This is a genomic window from Rhodococcus sp. Leaf278 (assembly GCF_001426085.1).
GTDB lineage: Bacteria > Actinomycetota > Actinomycetes > Mycobacteriales > Mycobacteriaceae > Rhodococcoides.
In genome coordinates this window covers 79,975-102,889 of sequence record NZ_LMRR01000003.1, presented here as the reverse complement: position 1 = coordinate 102,889, position 22,915 = coordinate 79,975, and the positions used below count along the sequence as shown (strand labels likewise).

20 protein-coding genes and 1 riboswitch are annotated in these 22,915 nt (G+C 63.5%); of the genes, 8 read left to right on the top strand and 12 right to left on the bottom strand.

Going from position 1 to position 22,915, the window contains the following annotated elements; translation table 11 throughout:
- Positions 1–38: 38 nt before the first annotated feature.
- The 7 genes from ASG84_RS04840 to ASG84_RS04810 form a co-directional block, all read right to left on the bottom strand.
- Positions 39–860 carry an ABC transporter permease gene (locus tag ASG84_RS04840; RefSeq protein ID WP_057475896.1) on the bottom strand — a complete coding sequence of 274 codons (822 nt, stop codon included), beginning with the start codon at positions 858–860 and terminating at the stop codon, positions 39–41.
- Positions 860–1,684 carry an ABC transporter permease gene (locus ASG84_RS04835; protein ID WP_057475895.1) on the bottom strand — a complete coding sequence of 275 codons (825 nt, stop codon included), beginning with the start codon at positions 1,682–1,684 and terminating at the stop codon, positions 860–862. The genes ASG84_RS04840 and ASG84_RS04835 overlap by 1 nt, the downstream gene beginning before the upstream one ends.
- Complete coding sequence (locus ASG84_RS04830; RefSeq protein WP_052070879.1) at positions 1,681–2,445, bottom strand: ABC transporter ATP-binding protein; 765 nt, start codon at positions 2,443–2,445, stop codon at positions 1,681–1,683. Before ASG84_RS04830 ends, ASG84_RS04835 begins: the two co-directional genes overlap by 4 nt.
- Before the next feature lie 76 nt (positions 2,446–2,521).
- The gene (locus ASG84_RS04825) at positions 2,522–3,538 is read right to left on the bottom strand and encodes an ABC transporter substrate-binding protein (RefSeq protein ID WP_057475894.1); all 1,017 of its coding nucleotides are present in this window, start codon (positions 3,536–3,538) and stop codon (positions 2,522–2,524) included.
- Positions 3,539–3,713: 175 nt separating this feature from the next.
- A complete protein-coding gene (locus tag ASG84_RS04820; RefSeq protein WP_235581531.1) occupies positions 3,714–4,973 on the bottom strand; it encodes an amidase in 1,260 nt (419 codons plus the stop codon).
- Positions 4,919–6,736: a hydantoinase B/oxoprolinase family protein gene (locus ASG84_RS04815; RefSeq protein WP_082520792.1), complete on the bottom strand. Its 1,818-nt coding sequence runs from the start codon at positions 6,734–6,736 to the stop codon at positions 4,919–4,921. Before ASG84_RS04815 ends, ASG84_RS04820 begins: the two co-directional genes overlap by 55 nt.
- Complete coding sequence (locus tag ASG84_RS04810) at positions 6,733–8,814, bottom strand: hydantoinase/oxoprolinase family protein (protein ID WP_057475893.1); 2,082 nt, start codon at positions 8,812–8,814, stop codon at positions 6,733–6,735. Before ASG84_RS04810 ends, ASG84_RS04815 begins: the two co-directional genes overlap by 4 nt.
- Positions 8,815–9,119: 305 nt before the next feature.
- Between ASG84_RS04810 and ASG84_RS04805 the strand changes: the two genes are divergently transcribed.
- The 6 genes from ASG84_RS04805 to ASG84_RS04780 all read left to right on the top strand — a co-directional run bounded on the left by ASG84_RS04805 (position 9,120) and on the right by ASG84_RS04780 (position 15,133).
- Positions 9,120–9,854, top strand: a complete 735-nt coding sequence (locus ASG84_RS04805; protein WP_032364336.1) for a FadR/GntR family transcriptional regulator — start codon at positions 9,120–9,122, stop codon at positions 9,852–9,854.
- A 131-nt stretch (positions 9,855–9,985) separates the two neighbouring features.
- Positions 9,986–10,534, top strand: coding sequence for a MaoC family dehydratase (locus ASG84_RS04800; protein ID WP_057475892.1), 549 nt, complete (start codon positions 9,986–9,988; stop codon positions 10,532–10,534).
- Entirely contained in the window at positions 10,531–11,748 is a 1,218-nt protein-coding gene (locus ASG84_RS04795) for a CaiB/BaiF CoA transferase family protein (RefSeq protein WP_057475891.1), read from the top strand. Before ASG84_RS04800 ends, ASG84_RS04795 begins: the two co-directional genes overlap by 4 nt.
- Positions 11,745–13,115, top strand: a complete 1,371-nt coding sequence (locus tag ASG84_RS04790; RefSeq protein WP_057475890.1) for an MmgE/PrpD family protein — start codon at positions 11,745–11,747, stop codon at positions 13,113–13,115. The genes ASG84_RS04795 and ASG84_RS04790 overlap by 4 nt, the downstream gene beginning before the upstream one ends.
- Before the next feature lie 24 nt (positions 13,116–13,139).
- The gene (locus ASG84_RS04785) at positions 13,140–14,303 is read left to right on the top strand and encodes an acyl-CoA dehydrogenase family protein (RefSeq protein ID WP_057475889.1); all 1,164 of its coding nucleotides are present in this window, start codon (positions 13,140–13,142) and stop codon (positions 14,301–14,303) included.
- Positions 14,300–15,133, top strand: coding sequence for an HpcH/HpaI aldolase/citrate lyase family protein (locus ASG84_RS04780; protein ID WP_057475888.1), 834 nt, complete (start codon positions 14,300–14,302; stop codon positions 15,131–15,133). The genes ASG84_RS04785 and ASG84_RS04780 overlap by 4 nt, the downstream gene beginning before the upstream one ends.
- Before the next feature lie 107 nt (positions 15,134–15,240).
- Here the strand turns inward: ASG84_RS04780 and ASG84_RS04775 are convergent, their stop codons facing one another.
- Both ASG84_RS04775 and ASG84_RS04770 read right to left on the bottom strand, forming a co-directional pair.
- Positions 15,241–16,428: a Fic family protein gene (locus ASG84_RS04775; protein ID WP_057475887.1), complete on the bottom strand. Its 1,188-nt coding sequence runs from the start codon at positions 16,426–16,428 to the stop codon at positions 15,241–15,243.
- A gap of 248 nt (positions 16,429–16,676) precedes the next feature.
- Complete coding sequence (locus ASG84_RS04770; RefSeq protein ID WP_057475886.1) at positions 16,677–17,330, bottom strand: hypothetical protein; 654 nt, start codon at positions 17,328–17,330, stop codon at positions 16,677–16,679.
- A gap of 204 nt (positions 17,331–17,534) precedes the next feature.
- Positions 17,535–17,654: riboswitch (SAM riboswitch) on the top strand.
- A gap of 28 nt (positions 17,655–17,682) precedes the next feature.
- Here ASG84_RS04770 and ASG84_RS04765 point away from each other — a divergent pair.
- Positions 17,683–18,111 (top strand): hypothetical protein, encoded by a 429-nt coding sequence (locus ASG84_RS04765; RefSeq protein ID WP_057475885.1) that lies wholly within the window; start codon positions 17,683–17,685, stop codon positions 18,109–18,111.
- A 194-nt stretch (positions 18,112–18,305) separates the two neighbouring features.
- On the opposite strand, the gene ASG84_RS04760 is transcribed toward ASG84_RS04765, so the two are convergent.
- Together ASG84_RS04760 and ASG84_RS04755 are read right to left on the bottom strand one after the other, a co-directional pair.
- Positions 18,306–18,683: a DUF6941 family protein gene (locus ASG84_RS04760; protein WP_032384867.1), complete on the bottom strand. Its 378-nt coding sequence runs from the start codon at positions 18,681–18,683 to the stop codon at positions 18,306–18,308.
- Positions 18,680–19,498 (bottom strand): hypothetical protein, encoded by an 819-nt coding sequence (locus ASG84_RS04755; RefSeq protein ID WP_057475884.1) that lies wholly within the window; start codon positions 19,496–19,498, stop codon positions 18,680–18,682. The genes ASG84_RS04760 and ASG84_RS04755 overlap by 4 nt, the downstream gene beginning before the upstream one ends.
- 74 nt (positions 19,499–19,572) lie before the next feature.
- On the opposite strand from ASG84_RS04755, the gene ASG84_RS04750 reads away from it, so the two are divergent.
- Positions 19,573–22,029 (top strand): SEC-C metal-binding domain-containing protein, encoded by a 2,457-nt coding sequence (locus tag ASG84_RS04750; protein WP_162248312.1) that lies wholly within the window; start codon positions 19,573–19,575, stop codon positions 22,027–22,029.
- Between the two features lie 296 nt (positions 22,030–22,325).
- Here the strand turns inward: ASG84_RS04750 and ASG84_RS04745 are convergent, their stop codons facing one another.
- Complete coding sequence (locus ASG84_RS04745) at positions 22,326–22,910, bottom strand: AAA family ATPase (RefSeq protein WP_057475882.1); 585 nt, start codon at positions 22,908–22,910, stop codon at positions 22,326–22,328.
- Between the last annotated feature and the right edge of the window lie 5 nt (positions 22,911–22,915).

Sequence of the window (22,915 nt, the reverse complement as noted above, 5' to 3'; positions counted from 1 at the left end):
GGACCGCCGCCCTCTCGGCGTGCGCCGATCTACTGCGGTTACCGTCCGCCGTATTTCGAGGTGATTTGGGTTTCCAACCATTGCAACGCAATCGTGGGCGGCAATGCCATCACGAGGATCAGCACAACAGTGCCCATGATGTTCTCCATCCGTACCAGGCTGACGTTGCGCAGAAGTTCGTATCCGATGCCACTGGACGACGAGAACATCTCGGCGAGAAGCAGTCCGAGGAAGGCCAGGCCAAAGGTCATGCGCATACCCGTCGCCAATGCTGGCAGCACCGCGGGGATGACGATCTGACGGATCAGACGAGGCCAGCTCACCCGCAATGATGCGGCCATCTTGAGATGGATTCTCTGGACCGACGCCGTGGCCTCGACGGCGACGAGGAACATCGGGATGAAGGCGGCGTAGAACGAGAACCCGAATCGGCTCAGTGCGCCGATTCCGAGGAACGACAGGAAGATCGGATACAGCACGATCTTCGGAATGCTGTTGATCGCGTACACGATCGGAGCGATGGTTCGGGTCCAGAACGGGCTCAGACCCAGCGTCAGGCCCAGAAGTGAACCCACGACCGTGCTGGCCAGAAACGCGAGCACGAGGATGCGCAGTGAGTCGTAGACGTTGGCTCGGAAGTCGGCGGTACTAAGGTCCGCAGCAAGCGAACGCATGGCCTCGGCGGGGGTCGGGAAGATGAGACTATCGACCAAAATGGCCGCGATCCACCAGATCACAACCGCGACGACGGCCACGACCAGAGGAGGGAGGAACCGTCGGGCGTTGGTGCGGCCCGCGGACGAGGCGGCTTTCGGGGGAGCGGTGGGGGCGGTGGCTACTCTGTCCAAGGTGCTGCTCATCAGCGGCGCCTCCAATCGAATCGGTTGAGCGCGAGCGAGATCAGCGAGGTCGAGAGCAGAGCGATCAACGCCACGATGAGGATCCCGGCGTACATGTCGGCGATATCGAACCCGTCGTAGGCAATGGAGATGAAGTGCCCCAAACCTTGGGTGGAGAGGATGAACTCACTGGCCAACACCGAAATGACGGCGTACGAGAGCCCCAGTTTGAGTCCGGTGACGATGCTCGGCAGCGCATACGGCAGCAGCACCGATCGGAAGTACTGCCACCGCGTGAGCATCAGTGTGGTGCCGAGCTTGGTGACGATCGGCGATACCGAGTTGAAGCCGGTGCGTGCGTTCAACGCCACCACACCGAAGGCGAAGATGGTGGACAGAATCGCGATCGGAGCCACGCCGGCACCGAACAGCACCACCATGATCGGGTACAGCGCGAACGTCGGAACCGCGTAGTAGACGTTGAGATACGGCTGAAACGCTCTGTCCCACAACTCGTACCGCCACAGCACGTACGCGGCGGCGACACCGAGTACGGAGCTGAGCACGAACGCGAGGACTATGATGCCCAGCGTTCGGCCCAACTCGTCGATCAGGAAGTCCGGATCGGTCAACAGGCCCAGTGACGTCGAGATCATGTCGGTCACCGGAACGATGTCCAGGGGTGAGGCGAAGAACCGTGCCGAGATGTCGATGGCCACCAGTGCCGCGACGAGGATGAGCACGGTCCAGCCCCATGCGGGGAGACCGAGTTGTCGGGAGGGGGCAGGCCGGATGTATCCGGGGACCACGGATGCGCGCGTGCTCTCGCGCGTGGGGGCACTCATGGTTCGATGCTCATCGTCTTCTTGGCCTCGTCCCGCAGCCGCGACCAGATACGTTCGTGCAGAGCGACAGCGTCGGGACTGGCCAGTACGTCCTCGGATCGCGGGCGCGGCAGATCGATGTCCACCTCGTCGATGAAGCGGCCGGGCCGCGCACTCATCACCAGCACCCGATCGGACAGCAGTACCGCCTCCTGGATGCTGTGAGTGATGAACAGGACTCCGCACGTGAGCTTTTCGACGATCTTCAGTAGCTCGTACGACATCACCAGCCGCGTCTGCTCGTCGAGTGCACCGAACGGCTCGTCCGCGAGAATCAGGTCGGGCTCCATGGACAGGCATCGTGCGATGGCCACACGCTGGCGCATACCGCCGGACAGCTGGGTGGGGTAGTGGTCGCCGAACTTGCTCAGCCCCACTGTGTTCAGCAGCTCGTCGGCGCGGGCGCGTCTGTCGCGCTTGCCGACACCCCGGACTTCGAGGGCGAACGCAACGTTGTCGCGGACGGTACGCCAGGGCAGCGTCGCCGATTCCTGGAAGATGACTGCTGTCTTGGACCGAGGGCCGGTGAGCGGTTGGCCGTCGACCTGCACGGTGCCGCCGTCGTGATCCTGGAGCCCGGCGAAGACTTCGAGCAGAGTGGACTTGCCGCAGCCACTGGGCCCGACGACGGAGACGAATTCGCCCCTACCGATGGATAAGTCGATCTCGTGGAGGGCGGTGACATCACCGAAGTGCCGCGAGACCGACGAGGCGACGGCGATGGCGGAGGTGGTGTCGGGGCGGGGTCGAGTCGCTGCGTGAGTCACGTCGCTACCTTCTGGTGGTGGGAAATTGCGGTCAGGAGTCGCAGTCGCCGGGAACATCGTTCTCGACTCCCGCGGCGAGGAAGTCCGGGTCGAACAGGGTGCAGAAGTTGGGTACTCGATCGCTACCGGACGCTTCCACGCCGTCCTGGGCGGATTCGACCGACGCGGCGTCGAAGCCGCCACCCCAGGTGTCGACCGAGGATGCGCGCTCGACCACCGCGGTCGCCGACTCCACATCGAATCCGGTGTAATCCGCGTAGATCTGCGCTGCCGCAACAGGATCGGCCTTGATCGACGCCACCGCCTCGGTGTAACCGGCATTGATGGCGCGCACAACGCCGGGATTACTCGCGGCGTAATCCTTGGTCGTGGTGATCGTCGACTGCAGGAATCGCGACATGTAGTCGGGGCTGCTGACGATCAGCTTGAAATCCTCCGGCCGCTGTTCGGCGACGATGGAGGGAACGAGTGCGATATCGACGTTGCCGGCTTCGAGTAGTGCGAAGCCCTCGCCGATACCGCCGGAGGCAACCCGCTCGATCCGGCTCGGGTCGACGCCTGCCACGGAGGGAAGCAGACGCGTCAGAGCATCGGACGCCGAGTTGGGTCGCGTGTAGGCCCAACGGCGCACGTCCTCGATGGAATTGATGTTGGGATTCGAGGCGAGCGCGTAGAAGTTCATCGGGTACGGCCCCTGCGTGCCGCCGCCGACGATGCGCAGTTCGGAGCCGGCCGCGTCCGCCTGCACGATCGAAGGGTAGCTGACCTCACCGATAGGGATGTTGCCGTCGAGCAGCGTGCGCATGGTCGCGCTGCCGCCCTTGCCCGGCACGATGTTCTCCACGATCACACCGTGATTCTCGAACAGTCCCTGCTTCTGCGCGACAAGCCAAGGGATGCTGTAGATTTCGGCCGCTGCCGAGACGGTGACATCGATCGTGACCGGATTGGCAGGGTCCGCGTCGGGGCCGGGATCCGATCCGCACGCCACCAGCGCGCCGGACAGCGCCACTGCTGTCATGATCGAGGTGATTCGGCGTAAATGCATCTGCGTCCTCGCTTGCTGATCGGCGTGACGGTGCCGAAGTGGGAGTGTCGGCTGTTTCAGGCCCACCCGTAGTGAGACGTACGTAACAGCTGCTGACCACTTAAACATAAGATGTTTTAGGCGTCAAGGTGAGGTAAATCCGGACAAAGCCCATTGATTGACCACACGGCACGAGTTAAAGATCAGATGTATGTGGTGGCGTGGCTCGATGCCAGTCCGTTACCGACTGATAGCGCTCGCCCACGCCGAACAGCGCGCCCTCACGGTGCGCAGCAGCGGTGAGCTGCGCACCCACCGGCATGCCCGAGGACGGGTGGAACCCGACCGGCAGAGCCAGCGTCGGGCCGTCGTGCAACGACCACGGGTACGTGAATTGTCCCATCCGGCGCGAGAGGGCAACAACGTCGTCGCCCCCGTCCCTCGGGGGAACATCGACGGGCATGGCCTGGGTCAGCACCGCATCGACACTCTCGAACGTGGCGGTCATGGCCTGACGGAACCGATCGCGGCCGGCGAATGCACGGTCACGGTCGGACTCGGAGATGCTCAGGCCCAACGCTATTCGCTCGTACGTCGCGGGCTGGAAACGTGAGGGGTCGGTGACGAGCCGGTGCCGATGGCGGCGAGCGAGGTCGCTGTAGACAATCGTGTAGACGATGTCCTGGGCATCGGCGGCATGCCCCAGTTCGACGGGGACGATCTCGTACCCCAGCTCGGCGAACGTGCGCACCGCAGCTGCGACGGTCTGCGCGACGCCCGGATCCACGTCCGCGGTGAGGAAGACGCTGGGGACACCGATTCGTGTCACGGCTGATGGTTCGGACGGAATGGGGGACAAGACATCAAACAGAGCCTTCACCTCTGCGACCGACCGTGCCATCGGGCCGACGGTGTCGAATTGCTCGCTCACCGGGAAAACGCCGTCGTTGCTGATCGATCCCCAACTGGGGCGTAGACCGGTGATCCCGCACGCCGCGGCGGGAAGGCGCACCGACCCGCCGGTGTCGGTGCCCAGGGATGCGTCGACCAGTCCGGCGGCGACGGCAATCCCCGAACCGCCGCTCGATCCGCCGGGCACCCGAGCGGTATTCCACGGGTTGTACGACGGTCCTGCAGCCGAGTTCTGGGAGGTGACGCCGACGGCGAACTCGGCCATGTTCAGTTTCGCGACCACCGACCCACCTGCGTCACGTAGGCGGGTGACGACTTCGGCATCAGCGTCGGCGACGTTGTGCTCGAAGAACTCCGACGCGCAGGTGGTTTCGACGCCGGCCACGTCGATGTTGTCCTTGACGCCGATGCTCAGGCCGGACAGGGGCCCCGGGGTGTCGTTCCGGTCGTCGATCCACCGGACGACACCGCCGAAGGTCCCGTCCTCGATCAGGCCGCGCTCCGGGCGCGCAGCTCGGCCGTCGCGTCCTCGTCTACCGTCCACGAATCGGTGTTCACGACCACACCGTAGTCGCGCCGAGCATCGTCCTCGGTGAGGTACTCGTCCCAGACGTCGCTGAGCACCTGGAACGGATCACGCTCGAACGGGTTGCCGAAGCCACCGCCCGAGGGGAGCTTGATCTCCAGCGTCTCACCGGAGCGAATCGTCTCCTGAGTGACCTTGGAGTACAGCACTTCCTCGCGGTCTGTCCCGGCGTTCCTGGTGAACGAGCCGGACACACCGTTGTGTCCACCGAGAGCACCGGCCGGCGGATCCGATCGGTTGTCGGCCTCGGAACCGAGGAACGTATCGGTCTCCATCAACCACTTACGCACACTGCCGATACCGCCGCGCCACTTCCCTGGTGCAGGAGCCTCGTCGCGCAGCTCGTAGCGCAACGCGCGCATGGCGTGGTTGAGCTCGAGCTCCTCGATGGGGTTGTTGCGGGTGTTGGCCATCAGGGCGTCGACGGCGTCCATACCGTCCTTGCCGTTGCGGCCGCCGTACGAGCCCTCGTTGATTTCGATGTAGACCCAATAGGATTCACCGTCCGGCGCGATACCGGAATAGGCGATGGCGCACAGAGCGGCGGACGATCCTGCGATCGCGTGATCGGGAAGCACCGGGGCCAGCGCCAGGTTGATCGAGTCGAACACCCGGTTCACCTGCGAGAACCGCGCGAAGCACGACGCGGGGAAGTCCGGGTTGAAGATCGTGCCCTCGGGGGCATAGGCCTTTACCGGTCGGAAGCACCCGTCGTTCTGGGGAACGAATTCCTCGGTCAGGTCCTCGTCGAGCAGAATCGTGCGAATGGCCGAGACGGCCACCGGCAGAACCGAACCCTCGAACGGGACGTTGAACGCGGTGGGCACCTGGCTGTTCGAGCCGGTGAGGTCGATGAGAATGTCCTCGCCCTCGACCTGTACCCGCACAGCCACCTTCAGCGGTTCGCCGCGGTTCTTACCGTCGTCGTCGAGATACCCGATGGGTGCGGTGTAGCTGCCGTCGGGAATCTCGCGAATCTTCCTGCGCAGCATGGATTCGGAGTAGTCCATCCAGCGTTCGCCCGCGCTCATCACGGTGTCGAGGCCGTACTTCTCGAGCAGCTCGGTGAATCGCTTCTCGCCGATGCGAGAGCACGCGATCAGTGCTTCGAGGTCGCCGCGGTTCTGCTCCGGGGTACGGACGTTGTCGAGGATGTGCTGAATCAGGTAGTCGTTGCGGACCCCGGCCTCGTAGATCTTCATCGAGTCCATCAGCTTGCCCTCGGCCCACACATCGACGACGTCCATGCACAGGCCGGGGAAGTTACCGCCGACGTCGGACACGTGCCCGGTACATCCGGCGAAGCCGATGTGCTCGCCCTGCCAGAAGATCGGAATGATCACGCCATAATCGGGGGAGTGGGCCGCACCGTGGTACGGATGATTGTGCAGCACCACGTCTCCGGGCTTGTATGTTCCGGCGAGGCGACGGTTGACGCCCTTGATGTAGGCGGGAATCGAACCACAGTGCATCGGAGTCGAATCCGATTCGCACAGTTCGCGTCCGTTGATGTCGAAGATGCCCGCGCCGAGGTCCTCGGACTCGCGGATGAGCGACGAGTACGCCATGCGGTAGAGCACCTGGGCCATCTCTTTGGCCATGGACTGCAGGGCTCCGCCGATGACGCGCAGGGTGATGGGATCGACCTCGACGTCGTTCCAGGTTCGAGTGGATTCGCCCGCCAGTGACACTCCGGTGGTGGGCATCAGCGCCTTGCTCATGCGGGGTTCCTCTCGATGATGATGTGGCCGACGGCGTCGACGGTGGCGTGCTGATTCATGCCGATGATCGTGGTGGAATCGAACTGCTCGACGATCGCCGGACCGTCGATCTCGTTGTTCGCCAACAGGAGCGACCGCTCGTAGACTGGGGTGTCCACCCACTGCGGCGCGGACGTCTCGTCCTGCCAGAACAGCGCCTGGGTGGTCGTTTTGATCGCGGCCGAGGAGTCGGCGGAGCCCACGGCGATGTCGGCGATCTGCACGTGCGGGACAGCGCCGACGCCGGTGACACGGACGTTGATCAGCTGCACGGGCTTGTCGTCGAACCGCTGAGAGTAAGTCCGTCCGTGAACCTCGTGGAATGCCTCGGCAACGGTCTTGACCCACACGTCGTCGATGTCGCCGTCCGGCGCGGCGACGCGCAATTCGTAGCCCTGGCCGACGTAACGGCAGTCGACGCTGCGTTCGAGCGAAATGTTCTCGGCTGCAACGCCGTCCTTCTCGAGCTGCGCGACGGCGAGGGCAGACAGACGTTCGACCTGCTCCTGCAGCAGTTCGATGTTCGGGTCTGCAGACGACGTCCACACCGTCGTCGGCTCCTCGTAGCGGATGTCGGTAGTGAGCAGGCCGACGGCGGAGGTGATGCCGGGGTGACCGGGCACGATGACGCGTGGAATACCGAGCTGGTCGGCGATCTGCCACGCGAACAGCGGACCGGCTCCACCCTCGGCGATCAGTGAGAAGTCTCTTGGGTCATAGCCTTTGCGCACCGAGTGCAGGCTGATCGCCTCGGTCATGGAATGGGCGAGGATCTTGAAGATGCCCATCGCGGCGTCGTCGAGCGGGGTGTCGAGCTTGTCGGCGATGTGAGTCTGAATCGCTTCGCGCGCCAGCTCGGGCTTGACCTCCATGGTTCCGGACAGGAAGCTCTTCTCGCGCAGCCATCCCATCATCACCATGGCATCGGTGGAGGTCGGTTCGGTGCCGCCGTGTCCGTAGCAGGCGGGACCGGGAACGGCACCCGCACTGCGTGGTCCGACGCGGAACATGCCCCCGTCGTCGACCACGGCGATGGAACCGCCGCCGGCACCGATGGTGTCGACCTCGGCCATCGGCACCATCGCGTGGTAGTCGCCGATTCGGGTGTCGAGCAGATGCTTCATCCGTAGGGCGCCGTCCGGGGCCACGCCGACATCCGCGGAGGTGCCACCGACATCGAGGGTGATGACGCTGGGGTAGCCGGACGCCTTGCCGATGGCGCAGCCGCCGAGCAGGCCGGCGACGACACCGCTGGTCAGAAGTGAGACCGGGATTTCGCTGGCGCTGCGCGAGGTGACGAGTCCGCCGGCCGAGGTCATGAGGTGCACGTCCTCGCCGACCTGCGCCGCCTTGGCCTTGCCGGCCAGGTTCTCGATGTACTTCGAGGTCTTGGGCCCGATGAAGGCGTTGAGCGCTGCGGTCGAAAAGCGTTCGTACTCGCGGTATTGCGGAGCCACCTCGCTGGAGAGGGAGATGAAGACGCCCGGGAACTCTTCTTCCATGATGGCTCTGACGCGCTGCTCGTGGGTCGGGTTGCGGTACGCGTGCAGGAATGCGACGGCGATGGCCTGTACGCCTCGCTCACGCAGCAGTCGAACCTGTTCGCGCACAGCATCTTCGTCGAGCGGGGTCAGAATATTTCCTGCGGCATCGATGCGTTCGGGGACCACCCGACGGTTGCGTCGCGGCACGAGCTGCCACTTCTGCCACGGAAGATCCTGGTAGTTGGAGTAATTGAGAGGACGCTTCTTGCGCGCGATGTGCAGCAGGTCGCGGAAGCCCTCGGTGGTGATCATGCCGACGTCGCAGCCGTTGTGCTCGAGCACGATGTTGGTAGCCACGGTGGTGCCGTGGAAGAACATGTCGATTTCGGACGGGTCGATCCCGGCACGTTCGGCGAGAACCTTGATGCCGTCCATCGTGCCGATGGAGGGGTCGTGATTGGTGGACGGGGTCTTGTGCACGACGACCGTGCCGTCGTCGTCCCACAGGACGAGGTCGGTGAACGTGCCGCCGACGTCGACTCCAATGCGTTTCATGCTGCGTCCGTTCTGTCGGTGCCCGAGGGGAGCGGGAAGTCGTGCTCCGCGTGTCCTACGAAGTCGTGGGGTCACTGCTGAGGTGACATGAGTCATAGTGCTGATGATCGACGGGAAAAGCAATACCTCTGATGTATTGCGTCGGCTTTGTCCAGATATCGGCCTGGATTCGCGTCGGTATGCGTGGTTTCTTGCTAAAGAGCGGATGTATCGGGGGTTGCGATCTCCGCATCTCGGGGCATCGGTCACGCTAAGCTCGAGCCGACCGGTCAGTAGAAACAGTCGAGCGACATCAGGGGGAAGACGTGGCCCAATCGGCTCCGCTCAAGGCGACCGCCAAGAGTGTCCCCGCGTATGCGGTTCTCGCCGGCCATCTTCGGAGCCGCATCCTCTCCGGTGAGCTGCAGCCAGGGGAGCGGCTGCCCGGCGAAGCCGAGCTCACCGCCGAATTCGGCGTCGGGCGTAGCACTATTCGTGAAGCCCTCCGGTCCCTGGCCAGTCAGAACCTGATCGAGACGACCAGGGGAGTGACCGGGGGAAGCTTCGTCGCCGTCCCCAGCGTCGGACATATCAGTGAACACCTGGAAACCGGTGTCGCTCTGATGGCCGCCGCGGAGACTGTAACCGTCGACCAGCTCATGGAAGTGCGCAACCTGATGGAGGTCCCGGCCGCGGGCATCGCGGCGTTCCGCCGCACCGACGAGCATCTCGAGCAGCTCAACGCGACTATCTTCGACCCCAACCAAGTGCAGGGACCCGAGACCTTCGCCAAGAACCAGGAATTCCACCTCGTCTTGCTGCGCGCAGCCCACAACCCCCTGCTCGAGCTCATCACCGCACCCGTCTTCCGTGTCCTGTCCGGTCGATTCGGTCGTGACCATGCGCCCGAGGGCTTCTGGCAGTGCGTCGACAGCGACCATCGGGGACTGCTCGACGTGGTGGAGGCCGGTGACTCGATGGCCGCCATGGATCTGATGCGTAAGCATCTCGACCACCTCGGTGACTCGTACCGACAGATGGATCGACTCCGTAACCCGTAAACATCTGCTCTTTTCCGAGTCGATTCACGTGAAGATTGCTGATTACCGGTTTTCTCGAACCCTTGACGCCATAAACATCTGATGTTTATGGTTTAGGTAAGGCACTCGCCAAACCGACACGAGGAGACACGGTGGCAATCCATCCGGCCGTTCTGGGGCGCTTCTTCGACGACTACGCCGTGGGGGACGTCTACCAACATCCCTTCGGGCGGACGATCTCGGAGACCGACAACACGTGGATCACGCTGCTGTCGCTCAACACCAATCAGAACCATTTCAACGCGCACCTGGCATCTCAGAACCCCATCACCGATGGGAAGGTCATCGTCAACTCCGGCTTCACAGTCTCTGTGGTGCTGGGACTTTCGGTGATCGACATGAGCCAGAACGCCATCTCCAACCTCGCCTTCACCGACATCAAGATGTCCCACCCGGTCTACGCAGGCGACACCCTGTACGCCGAAAGCATCTGCACCGGGCTGCGCAAATCCGAGTCACGCCCCTACGCCGGCATTATCTCGATGATCACCCGCGGCCTCAATCAAGATGGCGTCGAGGTCATTTCGTGGAAGCGCTCGGTCATGGTCGCTACCCGCGACAGTGGCATCGGGCAGAACTACTTCCCCGAAGCGCAGAACGGACCGCTCGAACTTCCCCAGACTAAGGATTCCGACGCATGAGGCCACTCGAAGACGTCCGTATCATCTCCCTCGAGCAGTACGGCGCAGGCCCGTTCGGTAGCTTGCACTTGGCCGACCTCGGCGCGGATGTCATCAAGATCGAGGACCCCAGCGTCGGCGGCGACGTCGGCCGCTATGTCCCGCCCTACAACGAGGGTGAAGACTCGCTGTTCTTCGAGAGCTTCAATCGCAACAAACGCTCACTCTCCCTTGACCTCTCGACCCCGAGTGGCCGAGCGGTGTTCGAGGACCTCGTCCGCACCAGCGACGCCGTCTACTCCAACCTTCGTGGTGACGTGCCGGAGAAGATCGGCATCACCTACGACCAGCTCAAGCATCTCAATCCCGCAATCGTGTGCTGCAGCCTCACCGGGTTCGGTATGACCGGACCGCGCTCGAAGGAGCCTGGTTACGACTACATTCTGCAGGGCCTCGCCGGCTGGATGAGCGTCACCGGCGACCCGGACGGCCCGCCCACCAAATCCGGTCTGTCGCTGGTCGATTACTCCGGTGGATTCGTCGCCGCGATCTCGCTGCTGTCGGGACTGCACGCTGCCAAGCGCGACGGCATCGGCGGTGACTGCGACGTCTCGCTGTATGACACGGCGATGTCGCTCCTCACGTATCCCGCGACATGGCATCTCAACGCCGGCTTCGAGCCGATCCGCACGAAGAATTCCGCTCACCCGTCCCTGGTGCCGTTCCAGGCCTTCGAGGCAACGGACGGCTGGCTCATCGTCGGCTGTGCGAAGGAGAAGTTCTGGGACCGGCTCGTCGTGGCCATCGATCGCCCGGATCTCGGTGCCGATCCGCGGTTCACCAACTTCTCGCTGCGTGGCAAGAACCAGGACGTGCTCCTGCCGATCCTGGAAGAGGTGTTCGCTACCAACACCGTCGAGCACTGGCTCTCGAAGCTCGGCCCGGCCGGGGTGCCTACCGGGCCGATCAACGACGTCGAGCACGCACTGACCGAACCGCACACGCTCGCACGCAATCTCGTGGTCGAGACCGAGCACCCGGTGTACAACACCGTGCGTCAGGTCGCCTCCCCGGTGAACTTCGGATCCGAGGCCAAGCAGTACCGCCGAGCGCCGCAGCGCAACGAGCACTTCGACGACATCGTGCGCGACCAACTGGGTTACGACGACGAACGAATCGCGACACTGAAGGCGGAGGGAGCCTTCGGTACGGCGAAGGACGAGGTGCGGGCGTGACCTCGACGATCCTGGCGGAGTGGGCAGCGGGTGTCACCGTCGCCGATCTGTCCGAGGACGTCCGGCACGCGGCCGCGCGTCACCTACTCGACGGCGTCGGCAATACCGTTGCGGCCCAACGTCTCGGCTATGGCCGACCGGGCTGGACAGTGGCCGACGCCCTCGGCGGCCCACCGGAGGCGCGGCCTCTCACCGGAACCCGCGGGCTGTCTGCACCGGCAGCCGCCTTCGCGACCGGGGTGATGCTGCACTCTCTGGACTTCGACGACACCCATGCGGGCGCTCTGGTGCACGCGACGGCGGTATCGCTTCCCGCGGCGTTCGCCGTTGGGCAGCAGGTATCGGCCTCGGGTGCCGATGTGCTGACCGCCGCAGCCCTGGGTCTCGAAACCGCCTGCCGCCTCGGTGAAGTCAGTCCGCACGGATTCCACGCTCGCGGCGTGCATGCCACGGCAGCGGTAGGACCGTTGACAGCCGCACTCGTCGCCGGGCACCTCTCGAAGTTCGACACCGAGACGTTGGTCAACGCCCTCGGCATCGCCGGGTCGTCCAGTTCGGGGCTGCTCGAGTTCCTCGACACCGACGCCGACACCAAGGCCCTGCATCCGGGATCAGCGAGCATGAACGGTGTGCTAGCGGCCCGGCTCGCGGCCGCCGGTGCGACCGGCCCGTCGTCGGTTCTCGAAGGTCGACGCGGAATCTACGCTGCGCTGACCGATCGGCCCACGAATTTTGCTGCGTTGACCGACGGACTCGGCACGCGGTGGGAAGCAACCCGGATCGGCATCAAGCCGTATCCCAGTTGCCAACTGATGCACGTGACGCTCGATGCGGTGTCGGAAGCGCTCGGCGACAATGCAGTTCAGGCCAGTGATGTCGACGACATCGAGGTGTTCGTTCACCCCGACTCGAGTCCGTTCGTCTGCGGCCCCAACACCGGGGTCGCCTCACCGCGCAGCACCTACGACGGCAAGTTCGATCTGCCGTGGAGTGTGGCGGCACTACTGCACGACGGAGCCATCACCGTCTCGACCTACACCGACGAATCCATCGCACGCGAGGACGTCCTCGGCTCCGCCCGCAAGGTGCGGGTGACGAACCTGCCGTCCGAGTTACCCGCGGCGGCCGCGTCGGGCAGGGCGGTTCTCACCCTCACCGACGGACGCGTGCTCGACGCCTCCGTCGGCGGCAGCCAAGGATCCGCCGGATTCCCGCTGAGCGACGACCGCCTGCTCGAGAAGTTTCTCGCCAACTGCGGCAACGACTCTCGTGCCCACGAGCTGGCCGACCGCATCCTCGGGTTAATCGACGAAACCGACTTGACCGCCATCCTCGACCTCGCCGCAGCCATCGCGCCGGCACCCTGACACTTCAACCGACAGGACATCATCATGGACTTCACCTACGACGAGCAGCAGACGGCCTTCCGTAAAGCATTGCGCACCTTCGTCGACAAGGAAATCATCCCGGTCGCCAACGAGTGGGAGAAGACGGGCCGGTACCCCACCGAGATCGTCGAGCACATGAAGGCCATGGGTCTGTTCGGCATCACGACGCCGGAGGAGTACGGCGGCCTCGACCTCGACAAGGTCTCGTTCACCCTGGTGTACGAGGAGCTGGCCCGCGGATGGATGGGCGTCGCCGGCATTCTCGGCAGCCACAACCTGTCGTGCTGGATGATTGGCAAGCACGGCACCGAGGAGCAGAAGAAGACTCTGCTGCCCAAGCTTGCGTCCGGTGAATGGCGAACGGGCGTCGGTCTCACCGAGCCCGGTGCCGGCACCGACCTGCAGGGCATCAAGACCACCGCCAAGCGCGACGGCGACCACTACGTCGTCAACGGCGCGAAGACGTGGATCACCAACGCACGGCACGCGAATGTGCTTCCGGTACTGGCGAAGACCGACACCACCACGACGCCCGCGCACAAGGGAATGTCGCTGCTGCTGATCGACACCATGACCGACGGGTTCGAGGTGCAGCGCGACATGGGCAAGCTCGGCTACAAGGGCACCGAATCGTGTGAGATCACCTTCACCGATGTGCGGGTTCCCGTCGACGCAGTGCTCGGTGGGGTGGAAGGTCGAGGTCTGCAGCAGGCGCTGTCCGGTCTGGAGATCGGTCGCCTCAACATTGCCGGACGCAGCGTCGGAATCGCGCAGGCTGCCTACGACGCGGCGCTCGAATACGCGAAGCAGCGCACCGCATTCGGTCAGCCCATCGCCGAGTTCCAGGCGATCCAGCTCAAGATTGCCGACATCGCGACCCAGCTGCAGGCTGCACGTCTGATGACGTACTGGGCTGCATCGCAGGCCGATTCAGGCAAGCGGGTGGACATGGAAGCCGGCATGGCCAAGTACTTCGCCTCCGAAGCCGCCATCACCGCCAGCCTCGAAGCCATGCGCATCCACGGTGGCTATGGCTACTCCACCGAGTTCGTCGTCGAGCGCCTCTACCGCGACGCCCCGCTGATGGCCATCGGTGAGGGCACCAACGACATCATGCGCACCGTCATTGCCAAGTCCCTCGTCGCGGGTACGGGAGTCATTGGATGAGGTCCGCTCTGACGTACCTCTACGTCCCCGGGGACGTGCCGGAGCGCTTCGACAAAGCATTGGCGTCGGGCACGGACGCGGTGGTGCTGGATCTGGAGGACGCCGTCACCGCGGCGAACAAGGATCGCGCCCGCGCGACGGTAGCCGAGTGGGTTGCTGCCTGCGAACCGGGTGAGGTGCAGATCTGGGTGCGAGTGAATCCGGGATCGTTGCAGGAGGACGATATTCGCGCGGTCCTGCACCCGAACCTGACAGGTATCTGGCTTCCGAAGGTCTCCTCTGCTCGGGAGATCGAACAGGCCGACGCTCTACTGAGTGGCAGTGACGCGGTGGTCTCGCCTCTCATCGAGACTGCCGCGGGAGTGTTCGCGGCCCTCGAGATTGCCCGTGCTCCTCGGGTCAAGTTCCTTCAGATCGGTGAGGTGGACCTCGCCGCAGATCTGGGCGTCGACGGTTCTGCGGAGTCACTGTCGTTCGTGCGTGCCCAGGTGGTCGCGGCCAGCGTGGCGGCCGGAATCGATCCGCCGCCGGCCGCGGTGTCGCGAAACTTCCGCGATGCCGATGCGTTCGAGACCGACACACGCACTCTGGCCGGTCTCGGTTTTGTCGGGCGCGCATGTATTCATCCGGCTCAACTCGGGCCTGTGCGAACGGTGTTCGTGCCCTCGGAGGACGAGGTACGAGAAGCCGAGGAACTGTTGGCCGACTTGGAACGTGCGGAGTCCGGTGTGGCGGTGGACTGCAAGGGATTTCTGATCGACGAGGCCGTTGCCCGAACCGCTCGACGAGTGGTGGAGCGAGGAGCCGCGCGGGAGACGATCAACAATTGATGTCAGCCGACGGCGATGCGAATCCTGACGTAGCCCTACAGGCGGTCAGGATGAAGTTGCGCGCCTAACCGCCGAACCATTGTTCCGACCTCCGCCAGCGCTCGAGTTCAAGGACTGAGCGTCCGTTTGCCGATCGCGGCGCTCAGTGCGTCGAGCTCGGCCAGGACGTCGGTCGCCGCCCATATCTGGTTTCGCTTGCTCGTGGAAATCAACTCCAAGATGCCTGCCTCGGTCAGTCGACCAAGTGCGCGATACGCGCTGACATCGGTTGTTCCGGTGATCTCTGTCGCCATGTCTGCGTTGAGGATCGGCACCTCCAGCAGTCGGGCCAGCAGCGCTTCGTCAGCAGAATTGGCGCGAGGTTTTGCTACGTGTTTCCACGCCCCCGGCAGCTCCGAGAGAGCGTGCGCCGACTCGGCTGACGCTTCGCTTGCGTGCACAGCCGCCGACGCCAGATAGTGGACGAACTCGTCCGCCTGTCCACTGCGGTACCCCGTCAAGAAGGAGAAGTATCGAGTCGTGTCGGCGAGCATCGCCAAGGCCAACGGAACGGTGATTCGACGAGTCAGGCCGCGCCGGCGGAAAATCGCGCTGATCAATGCACGTCCGATTCGGCCATTGCCGTCGGTGAACGGGTGGATGGACTCGAACTGTGCGTGAGCGATCGCGGCCTGAGCGATGATCGGCATGTCCGTGCGGTTCGCGAACACCAGCAAGTCGTCCATCAGTTCGGGGACGAGATCCGGCGGCGGTGGAACGTACAGCGCATTGATAGGTGTGTAGTCGCTGCCACCGATCCAATTCTGCACATCACGCAGTGCGCCACTGTCTTTCGCAGTGTAGAAATCGGGAGCCATGAGAAGTCGATGTGCGTCGAGAAGGGTGTCGAGCGACACCGGTCCACGGCCCGCCGCGTCGATCATCGTGCTCAGCGCGTGTACTGCAGCGAGTTGAGATTTGGCATCGACGCTCGCCTTGCCCCCGGCCAGTGCGCGACCGAACGCGTGCCAACCGGCGTCGACACTCTCGATTTTGGATGATGCCACGGATTCGCTTCGGAGCAAGAAATCTGCGAGGGGCGCGAGGTGCTCGCCAAATCCCGCTTCGAGACGAGCCACCGCGATGATCGCAGCTTCCTGCGCCTGAGCGGTCTTGTTGGACGGCGAAAAGACAAGGTCTTTGATCGCAGGAGGGATCGACACCTCGATTCGATCGAGCGTGCGGTCTGCCTTCGAGCCTTGACGATGTCGAGGCTGCCAATCCTTGGTTGTTCGGGCGTGTGGCGGCCACGACATACCGACGCCTCCCTCGCAAAAATACGGCAACGACCATCTTAATGTACTTTGATGCACTTAAGTGTAGTTAAGCCCAGCATTGTTTACGCGGGAATCGGTGCGCTACGGAGTCCGCATTCTGGTCGCCCTGTGTCAGCCGTATGCGATACGAAATGCGACGCTCGCTGTGGCCCCACGGGCGCTGAGGGTGTGTTCGCCATACACATCGAGGGTGGTGGGATAGTCCCGCGCCCGACGATCCTCAGTTCCTACGCTGTCGTGCGCAAGGCCCGTGCCCGCGCGAGCGCAAAGGTTGCCACGAGAACGCACAGCACCGCGACGATCACGGCGACGAAGGTGGATGCTGACGTCGAGAAGCCGAGAACCCACGCAGTCCCCATTCCGACGAGGGTGGCGAGGACACCTCCAATCGGGAGAAAGGCAGCCACAATCTTGGTGGTTCGGGTCGACTGGCGATCGTGAATTAGTTTGAGCAGCAGGTGAACCGAGATGGTTCCAAGAACATATGCCAAGATTCCGGTGCCTGCGTAGATCGGCAGTAGGTATTCGGTCGACACGCTCGAACTGAGGCCGGAAAGGCTCGTTCCGACCAGAATCGGCACGGGCGTCATCCCCAGCGTCACGCCGACCAGACCGGCAACAACGACCAGCCCCACTCGCCGAGAGGGGTCGACGGCGAATCGAAAGCCGCACAGGTGCAGTACGAGGCCGGCGAGCATGCCGACCACTGCGCCGACTACAGCGGCGACAGCGGGCCGCACCCACGGTCCTAACGCGGTATCCGGGCCGTAGAACGAGCCGCCGGAGACGTACGCCGAGTACCCCGAATTTCCGGTCACCGACTGACCCAGCACTGCAATCACCGCGCCGAGCACAGCAAAACCGATTGCCTGTTTGATCACGCGTCAATGATGACGGATGTCCGGTCTGTGTACGGAAGATCCGGCCGGAGTGTTGCGCGGTGACCTAGGTGCCAAACCTCGATGTCGATGGCGGCATCAGAACGCTCCGGGCCCAGAGGCCCGATCACAGTGCGGAACTCGTTTAGCTGCTCCGCCGATCCAAAGGATTGTTCACGCCGTACCCCTCGGCTATTGTCGGGGAAGGTTCAAGAGCGATAGCCGTAGGTACCTGGCCGGCTGTCCGGCAACCCCGTCTCCATCGACAGGGGTGCCCCAGGGGAAGAACCGGCGCGTCCCGCAACCGCAGGCGCGCAAGTCGATGGAGGGTTGCACCTTCAGGACGAGGTGAATCATGTCTGCTAGTGACGAACTCGAAGCGGCACAAGCCAAATGGGAACCCATTCCGCCGGAACGCCGTCGTGCGTGGTGCCAGACGCTGCTGAGCTATCCACCGATATGGTTCGGGGCATTTCCTATGCTCGAGACCCGAAGGCTGGTGCTCGAGGGTGGATATGCGAACAGTGATGCCTGGATCGACCTGGCGAAACGCGCTGAAACAGTGGGTTTTACACCGCGCACGTGGTTGATCTTTCGGCAGAGCCTCGAGCCGGCTTATTTGAAAGATCGGTTCCCATCTCATCCCGAGAACATGCCCAAGCGGCGTGGGAACGGTGGCGTCGAGACCGTGGTGGTCGATCCCGAGGACTTCTCCGAGTGGCCGTGGCTGTTCGAGGCGGGATATCGCGCGGGCGAGGCGACCTGGCAGGCGCTGTCTCGCTGAGATACCTGAGCACAGAAAGGAAGGTTTCGGCGGCACAGCTTATGCGTCCTCTCCGATGTCCTCGAACCACAGGTTCGGGCGCTCAGCGAGCATGCGCTCCATCAGCTGCACGCATTCGGCGTTATCGACGAGTCGGCCTGCTCGCTCGGTGCAGTCGGTTTCGCCGTGACGGATTGCGCTGTTCGTCTGAACCCTCAACCGAAGGCGATGCGAAGCCCGACGCTCGCCGTTGCCCCGCCGGCGCTCAGGATGAAGTTGTGCCGTCCTTCGTCGCGGAAGACCATCTGCATCGGCAGGAACCAGAATCGATTCTCGCCGGTGAATCCGGCACCAGGGATTTGTAGGCCTCGCTGATTGACGATGTGCTCGCCGTTCGCGTCGAGCACTTCCAGTGTGGCGGGAAAGTCCTTACCGATGTCGTCGGGTCCTGTTTGCAACAGTGCGACCAGTCGGCATTCGAGCATGCGGGTGTCGCGTGGAACCGTGCAGGTATCCCAGACGCCGCCGAGGATGTCGAGCATGTCTTCGCTGACTCGCGCGTACTCCGCGAAGAACAATCCGGTGATGATCATCGGCTGGTGTCATCCGTCTCGTAGTAGGGAAGAGAGTTCATCGCATCCAGAACAGCCGGGCGAAAAGGTTGCGGCACTGTGTACTTGCCCTCGCAGACCAGCCAACCGTCGGCAATGAATCGCTCCAGCATGCCGCGAAGGATCAACGCGTCGATGTGTTCGTACAGATCCCCGGTGGCAGTCGGGCCGACTGCCGGGAGCCGCGTCCGCGGAGTGCTCGTCATCGAGGCGAGAACGATCTGTCCGGCGATGACATCGACGGCCGGGGACGGACGGAGGGGGTCCTCGCTGAAGAAGTAACGACCGATGACGTGCGAGAGTGCCGTCCGGTGAGCAGCCAGGGAGCTGGCGCGTGAGTGGGCAAACTGTTGGGCATGCGGACCGGGAACGGCTGTAGTGGAGGTCAGCTCGATCAATCCGGCGGCCTTCGCCGCATCCCACAGTGTCATCAAGCTGGGGATCTCGAGCATCGATCTCGACCTCGAGGCACGCCCATCCAGCTCCACGCCGATGGCTCTGGCCAGCTCGCGAACCGACCCTGACCGCGGAACACCCGCGCCGGTGATCGGTCGTGACGTACCGAGCCAGCCGAGAAGCGAGCGAAGTTGCGCAATCGGCTTCGATGCGGTCAGCGCTGCCAACTCGTCCTCGGCGGCCGGCTTTTCGAGCTCGATGCCGTGGGGCGTCAACCGTTCGACCGGGGACTCGACTACCGGCTCGACGTCGTCGGCGAAGTCCCAGGAGGTGCGAGAGCCCCGACGACCGAACAGTGGAATTACTTCAGCGAGTTCGCGACCTGTGCGGTGGGGAGTCACACACACATCTTATGGAAGACGCGGGGCTCGCGCTGGTATACACCTTCCCGACTGTCACGTTTATGCTGGCCGCGATGGACGACAACGATGAATACGACGAGCTCGCTACCGCAGCTCTCGATGTTCTGCGGGAGCTCGGTCCGCTGAGCACCGAGGACTGGGCGATTGCCCTGTCTGACCGAGGCTTCGGGCATCGACACCAAATGTACGACCTCGTCGACACGATCGATTCGGTCGAGCTCGCGTTCCTGCCGGACATGCGCAACATCGCAGTCGACACCCTGCTGGATGGCCGTTTCCTCACTCACCGGCTCGACCTGCGGGAGGTGGCGTCGGACATCCTCGATTCGATGGACGACCTGTCGCCCATCACGACGCTCGTGCAGTTCGCCGAAGATCCCGCAGGCCTCCGCACGAAGTACCGAGGTATCGGTGACGACGAGATCTTCACCATTCGCGGAATCGATGACCCGCAGTGGCCGCCCAGCGAAGCGCTTGTGCTCCCGCCGGGCACGCTGAACAACTACGCACCAGGTGACCTCGTTTCGCTCGTCGTGGTGGGCAGTGTGATTCATGTTCGACCGGTCGACGGCCCGCTGGAGCAGATCGACGTCACCGCCGCCGTTCGCGAAATCGTGCCCGAAGGCGAGAGCGTCGATCGTGATGCTGTTGTCTACCAACTGATGCACGACCGTCCGGACCTGTTCACGAAACCGGGACCACCACTGTCCGAGCTCTTTGTCGATGCCGGCTTCGACCAGTCGGACGACAGTGTGGCCCGAACAGGATTCGACTTCGACGCCGAGGCGGCCACGACTCGAACGAACCTCGTCTCCAACACTTTCGGAGTCGATGCCGCCGACGCTCGGGCTCTGGTGCTGTTCGGCGACATCATGCGGGACATTCGCGGCGAGGCCCCCTACGACGCCCAACAGCGTGCCGAGGCGGCGGTCTCGGGAGGTGCAGATGAGCTCGCCCCACTTGCTCGATCCCAGGTTGCGGCACTGGCAGTGCGGAGACAGCTCGACGGCGACGGTGCTGCGGAAGCGCTGAAGCAGGTGGCCGACGCGCTCCTGAAAGCAGGATCTCGACAAGTGAAGGCAGCTGCGTACTGGTTCCTCGCTACCGCGCTGGACCGGCTCGGAGACGCAATCTCGGCCGAGAAAGCACTGGAGAAGGCGCTGGACGCTGACTCGCACTTCGAGCCTGCGGTGCTGTCTCTCGCCGAGTATGCGTCGACGCGGGGAAACGCGGTCCGTGGTCTGTCTCTACTCGGTCGTATCGATCCCGCCGCGGGCGCGGACCTGCGAGAAATGTTGGAGCCGTACGTTCCTCGGGATCGTCCCGATCTGGGGCGTAACGACCGCTGCTGGTGCGGTTCGGGGCGAAAGTACAAGGTGTGTCATCTCGGTAAGAACGTTCTCTCGCTCGAGGAGCGCGCACAGTGGCTGTACCAAAAGGCAGGCGGCTACGCGACCGCGGCGAATTCCGCGGAGCTCATCCTCACTCTGGCACGGATACGCACGGAGCATCTCGGGGGCGACGATGCGCTGGCTAAGGCCTTCGACGAACCGTTCGTCGGCGATGTGGTGTTGTTCGAGGGTGGGAAATTCGCCGAGTTCGTGACGTCTCACGGCCCGCTGCTGCCGGCCGACGAGTTGTTGCTGGCCCAGCAGTGGCTGCTGGTTGAACGATCGATTCACGAGATCGAATCGGTCAGCCCCGGAGAAGGTCTGTCGCTGAAGGACATTCGCACTGGCGATCGACACGACGTCACAGAGCGATCGGCCAGCCGACAGTTGTCTGCAGGGCAATTCATCTGCTCGCGTGTTGTACCCGTCGGCGAGAAGTTTCAGATCCTCGGCGGAATCGAACCTGTCGATGCGGCGCAGCGTACAGAGCTGATCGCGATCCTCGATGCGGATCCCGTCGATCCCGAAGATCTGGTGAGTTTCCTCAGCGCCCGGCTTGCTCCTAGGCGAATCGAAACGGCTGACGGCGAGCCGATGGTGTTGTGCGAGGCGGTCTTCGAACTCGGTGAAGTCGGTGGACTGCGGCGGAAGTTGAGCCGAAAATTCGGTGTAGCGGAGGGGAATCGTTGGCATTGGAAGCACGGGACGAGCATCCTCGGCGCACTGACCCTGGACGGTACTAACCTGACGCTGGAAGCGATGTCCGAACGCCGCATCGATACGTTGATCGATGACCTGATGACCCTCCACCCTGATGCGGATCAGATGAGCGAAAGACGCCTCTCGGCTGAGAAGGTGATGGCCGAAAGAGCCGACGTGCCGGCAGAACCCGCCGAGATGCCGCCTGAGTTGGCTGCAATTCTCGACGAGCAGGTTCGCGCGTACGAAATGAAGTGGATCGACGAGTCCATCTCCGCTCTCGAAGGGTGGACGCCACGCGATGCCGCCGCAGATCCGACTCGTCGCGACGATCTGATTCGTCTTCTCGAATCCTTCCCTTTCGAGGAACGAACGGGCGGGATGAGTGTGCAGCGATTGCGAGAGATGTTGGGTCTGTGAAAAACGGTTGGCGCGTGCGGGGATCGAAGTACATGGGGAATCAGAAGAAACTCGGCTGCGTCTGATCCGGTGAGTCGGCGTTCGTGCCGTGCCGGGGAGGACGTTCATGGTAGTTCCGGCAGATTTCCCACCAGTGGTTCTCGGTGCAGCGGCCGAAGAGCTGGCCTCGAAGCATGTTTCACTGCTGACGAAGCGCGCGGAGTTTCTCGCCGAGGAAGCCGCCAAGTATTTACGGCTGGCCCAGTCGGCACCGCCCGGAACCCCTGCTGCTCAGATCTACCGCGACGTCGACGCGGTTACGAAAGCAGGGCCGGGGACATCCAACTGGGCCATTCGGCCTGCCCCACGAGATGGCCGCGATCGAACCGGGCAATCGTGCGGAATGGTCGTCGCGCAGATGAATTGTCGTAAACCTGAGCGCGATCGACCATGTCGATCGCGGAGCGAAGAAGAGGCCAAAGCCTCTCGTACCGTTCGCGAACCTTCGCCTCTGGGACCGAATGGCCACCCTGATCGACGCGGTTTCGCACTCGGGCCACGGCCGTTTCGACGGGAATTGCGATGACGTGCAGTGTCACCACATAGCCCGCATCGACAGCGGACTGGACGAGTTCGACCTTCGATTCGTGTGAAAAGACGGTTTCGGTCACGAATGACGTTGTCTTCGATAGGTATTCGGTGCGCATCCTGGCAGCAGCCTGTGACGCATGGTAGGCATGCGCCGACTCGTCACCGGGCCAACGAGTGTGTGCGATCTCGTCGGCATTGATGAACGGAAGATGCATGACGGGCGACAGTACGCGCGCGTTGAACGTGCTTTTGCCGGCACCATTGGGTCCAGCGAGTAGGTGAAGTACGGGGTCGGAGTCCGGGGTTGTCACGATGA

Bases quoted from the DNA above. Each gene is read 5' to 3' on its own strand.
- ASG84_RS04775 (WP_057475887.1), bottom strand. From the start codon at position 16,428: ATGTCGTGGCCGCCACACGCCCGAACAACCAAGGATTGGCAGCCTCGA.
- ASG84_RS04815 (WP_082520792.1), bottom strand. From the start codon at position 6,736: ATGAGCAAGGCGCTGATGCCCACCACCGGAGTGTCACTGGCGGGCGAA.
- ASG84_RS04780 (WP_057475888.1), top strand. From the start codon at position 14,300: ATGAGGTCCGCTCTGACGTACCTCTACGTCCCCGGGGACGTGCCGGAG.
- ASG84_RS04810 (WP_057475893.1), bottom strand. From the start codon at position 8,814: ATGAAACGCATTGGAGTCGACGTCGGCGGCACGTTCACCGACCTCGTC.
- ASG84_RS04795 (WP_057475891.1), top strand. From the start codon at position 10,531: ATGAGGCCACTCGAAGACGTCCGTATCATCTCCCTCGAGCAGTACGGC.
- ASG84_RS04840 (WP_057475896.1), bottom strand. From the start codon at position 860: ATGAGCAGCACCTTGGACAGAGTAGCCACCGCCCCCACCGCTCCCCCG.
- ASG84_RS04835 (WP_057475895.1), bottom strand. From the start codon at position 1,684: ATGAGTGCCCCCACGCGCGAGAGCACGCGCGCATCCGTGGTCCCCGGA.
- ASG84_RS04825 (WP_057475894.1), bottom strand. From the start codon at position 3,538: ATGCATTTACGCCGAATCACCTCGATCATGACAGCAGTGGCGCTGTCC.
- ASG84_RS04760 (WP_032384867.1), bottom strand. From the start codon at position 18,683: ATGATCATCACCGGATTGTTCTTCGCGGAGTACGCGCGAGTCAGCGAA.
- ASG84_RS04750 (WP_162248312.1), top strand. From the start codon at position 19,573: ATGGACGACAACGATGAATACGACGAGCTCGCTACCGCAGCTCTCGAT.
- ASG84_RS04785 (WP_057475889.1), top strand. From the start codon at position 13,140: ATGGACTTCACCTACGACGAGCAGCAGACGGCCTTCCGTAAAGCATTG.
- ASG84_RS04765 (WP_057475885.1), top strand. From the start codon at position 17,683: ATGTCTGCTAGTGACGAACTCGAAGCGGCACAAGCCAAATGGGAACCC.